Genomic DNA, 3,874 nt, shown 5'->3' on the forward strand with positions numbered 1-3,874 from the left:
GTTCCTGCGTTTGCGCATATTCTGATCTCCTCGTCCTTGGAGATCAGCAGACGTCAGTTCGTAGCTTCCGTCACTGTCCGATTTTCGGGGAGGCGCTCAACGACCAGATGAACGGGATCGCGAGCAACCACCGCGACATAGGAGGCTTTGCGAAGAGGAAGAAACCGAAGGTGAAAATCGTCACCGGACAGGGCGTGACACAGAACACCGGCATTTGCGGATATGCGTGACCGTCCAGATGCCTAGAAGGGGGTAAAGGACGACCGCATAGGCGACCAAACCAATTCCCACGCTTGCTGCAGGTCCAGAACCCAGCCCGAAGCGCAGTTCGTTCCTGACGACACCAACATAGGCCAGCATGGCTCCCTGCGCGACAAAGAGGCCGCCAAAGATAAGCGCGGCCTTGTTGATCTCGGCAAAGTGGAGCCAATGATATCCAACTCCGGTCCACAGCCACATGATTGCAAGGGTGCCAACGATCTGACGATCCGCCATTTGCCGTCGCCAAAACAACAGGGCCACGGCAAGCAAGCCAAGGGCAAATGCAGCCAGTTGCGCGGGCCAGATGGCTTCATTGTATGCGACCAGGTTGGCGAGAAACTGATCACGCGTGAAGGGCAACATCGAGTGCATCTCCAAGCTGCATCACCATAGCCGTGGTCACAGGACACTCGTTTGATCTGGCGCAAATCAGCGGCCTCCCAATTTGCTCTCACTCAAGCGGCCCGTCTCCCAGCCATACTTAAGAATGGGGCCATTCTCATTCCGGTCCTGCATCGGCGGCCCACGACGTATGAATGTCTCTTCAGCGTCGTCTCCCAGATCGTGGGAAGTCGACACCCTTGCTTCGCGTCAAGTTGCAAACCCTGGCAGGTCTGGAGGCAATGTTGACCATTTGCGCGACTCCAATGGCTCCGACATTTCTCGCCTCATCGGGCCATGCGGGGTAGGCGTCCGTGCATCGATCGGCATCGCGGTCCGACTTCCAGTGTTTCAGGCTTTCAGCCCATCCCGCCAGAAATGTTTCAGGACCTCAAGGCAGACCAACACCGCTATCCCGGCAGCAAGGGTCACGGTGAGATCGTCCAGATGCAGCGGTCCAAACTGGAAGAGAGTACTGGCGAGCGGCCAGAAAAGTGTCCCACCCAGTGCGGCAGCAACCACCACGACGACGATACCAAGCGATCGATTTGGACGGAACAATGAGACCAGCAGTGAATCACTGAACGTACGGTTGACGAAAATCAGCCCGACGATCGTTAGCACCAGCGAGAAGAATGTCAGCGCGCGAATTTCATTTTCCGGTATTCCCCAGTGCAGGGAGAGAAGAAAAATAGCGGCGACGAGAGCAAACGCCAGCGTGCCCTGCACAACGCTCCATGCGATCAACGAGCGCGAGAAGAGCGCCGCTTCCGGATCCCGCGGCGGACGCTTCATCGTGTCATTTTCCTCGGTTTCTGCTTCAAAGACCAACGAGCAGACCGGATCGATCACCATCTCCAGAAAGGCAATGTGAATTGGCCCGAACAGGATAGGAAGCCCAAACAGCAATGGAAGCAGGGCCAGCCCGGCGATCGGCACGTGCACGGCAAGGATGAAGCCCATTGCCTTGCGCAAGTTGTCGTAGATGCGGCGGCCCAGCCGGATGGCTTTGACTATCGACCCGAAATCGTCGTCGAGGAGGACGATGGACGACGCCTCGCGCGCGACATCCGTGCCGCGACCGCCCATGGCAATGCCAATGTTTGCGGCTTTCAGCGACGGAGCATCGTTGACGCCGTCTCCCGTCATGGCGACAATTTCGCCATTGGCCTTCAAGGCTCTGACGATTGCCAATTTCTGCTCGGGCATGATCCGCGCGAACACCGCCGCGGTTTTCACGCGCGCCGACAGGGCTGCGCCATCCAGTGCCTTGAGCTCTTCACCGGTGACGACTTCGTTGAAATCGAGCCCAGCCTCGCGGGCAATCGCTCTCGCGGTCGCGGGATAGTCCCCGGTAATCATGATCACTCTGATTCCGGCGGAGCGGCAATTGCTCACCGCGTCCGGAACCCCTGAACGCAGGGGGTCGGCAAGTCCGACGAGGCCCAAGAATTCGAAATCGAAACCAGTCTGCCTGTCCGGCAATTGATCGCCGGCATGGCTGGAACGCGCAACGCCTAGGACGCGCAGTCCTTCCGTCGCCATGGCGTCCACAACATCCTTGACCGAAGCGACCCGATCCGCAGGTAGACGACAGAGTGCCGCGATGGCCTCCGGCGAACCCTTGGCGGCAATCAGGCAGTCGCCGCCACCAGCCGATGATTGCCAGGCATTCGACATTGCCAACAGTTCAGGGCGCAACCCATAGGCGCGGGTCAGTTTCCGATCAGCACTGTCCGCGCGCATGGGCAATCGCTCCTGCGCGAGTTTGTGAAATGCCCTTTCCATCGGATCAAAGGGAATCTCGGCACTGGCAAGCACGCCGACCTCGACCAACTCCCCAAATGCCGCCGGCATCTCTGTGTTCGAGTTGTTCAGCAGGCGAAACAGTTTGCCATCGGGCGTTCTCAGTTCTGCAATTGTCATGCGGTTCTCGGTCAGCGTTCCGGTCTTGTCTGTGCAAAGGACCGTTGCCGAGCCAAGCGTCTCGATCGCTGCTGCACGACGGGTGAGCACGCGCGCCTGCGAGATGCGCCATGCGCCCATGGCCATGAAGATTGTCAGCACCATGGGAAACTCCTCGGGCAGCATCGACATGCCGAGCGCAATACCCGCCAACACCGCGTCAAGCCATCCGCCGCGTAACAAGCCATAAAGCACGACCGCGAGAATACTGACCGCGCCGCCGACCAGTGCGAAGATGCCGACAAGTCGTTTTGTCTGTCGCTGCAAGCGGGGTGCTTCGGTCTCCATGGTACTAAGCGCTTGCCCGATCGCCCCGATTTGGCTGAGCGGCCCGGTTGCCAGAACTTCGCCGATGCCTGAACCGCGAACGACGAGTGATCCGGAAAATGCGAAAGGCAGGTCGTCACCCCCCGGCCGGCGTTCGGCTGGCAGATCGCCTTCCTCGGCTGCGATCTTGCGCACCGGCATGGATTCTCCTGTCAGCAAGGACTCATCGGCCTGGATGTCCAGGCTCTGGATGAGCAGAACATCGGCCGGAACCCGGTCCCCCTCCCCCAGCACGACGGTATCGCCGCGTACCACCTCGCGACCTGCAATCCGCTTGCGTTCGCCATCGCGTATCACCAGAGCGCGCGGACTTGTCAGATCGCGCAACGCCTCGAGAACACGCTCGGTCCGCGCCTCCTGAACGATGGTAATTCCCACCGACAAGCTGCCAAATGCGATAAGGATCAACGCCTCCTGAAGATCGCCAAGAAGCAGGTAAACGCAGCCTCCACCCAACAGCAGCGCAAGCATCGGCTCGCGCATGACCTCGATAGCAATGCGCAATGGCGTCCGACGGCTTGACCTGGGCAACTCGTTAAACCCTTCGATGACAAGCCTAGCCTGTGCTTCGGCCTCGCTGAGACCGGTCAAGGCAATGGTCGATGAGGTGGGTCGAGACATCTAGGCTTTCTTCCATTGCCAGCGCATTGTACGGGTGCGCCGTCAGGCTCCGTCACTTGCTCAGGTGCTACTGCCGCCCGTGTCGAGCGCCCTTCGCATGCGCCTGATGATCTCTGCGCGACCTCGTTCGTCGGGCGCGTTCCAGAAGCGGGCGCGAAGGCCTTCGGCGACCGTGGTCCATTCGCCATATTCCAAAGCCCGAAACAAGGTCATGCACGCGACGGCATCCTGCAGGCGGTAGATCGGTTCGACCGGCGGCCGACCGCGCTGCGCATTGCGGCGATTCAGGTGCTCGACCTCCATTTCCTGGATATGCGCC

The 3,874-nt window shown here is 59.8% G+C and carries 1 protein-coding gene and 2 pseudogenes; all 3 read right to left on the bottom strand.

The genetic code is table 11. From position 1 onward, the window contains the following. Positions 1-70 precede the first annotated feature (70 nt). Positions 71-633 (bottom strand): annotated as a pseudogene (locus ASD99_RS25230) (DUF6064 family protein). 360 nt (positions 634-993) lie between these two features. Then, on the bottom strand, positions 994-3,555 hold the full coding sequence (locus tag ASD99_RS25235; RefSeq protein ID WP_057145272.1) for a cation-translocating P-type ATPase: 2,562 nt from the start codon (positions 3,553-3,555) through the stop codon (positions 994-996). 60 nt (positions 3,556-3,615) lie between these two features. Next, positions 3,616-3,874 (bottom strand): annotated as a pseudogene (locus ASD99_RS33985) (hypothetical protein); the annotation flags it as partial.

It is taken from the genome of Mesorhizobium sp. Root695, from assembly GCF_001428185.1.
GTDB lineage: Bacteria > Pseudomonadota > Alphaproteobacteria > Rhizobiales > Rhizobiaceae > Mesorhizobium.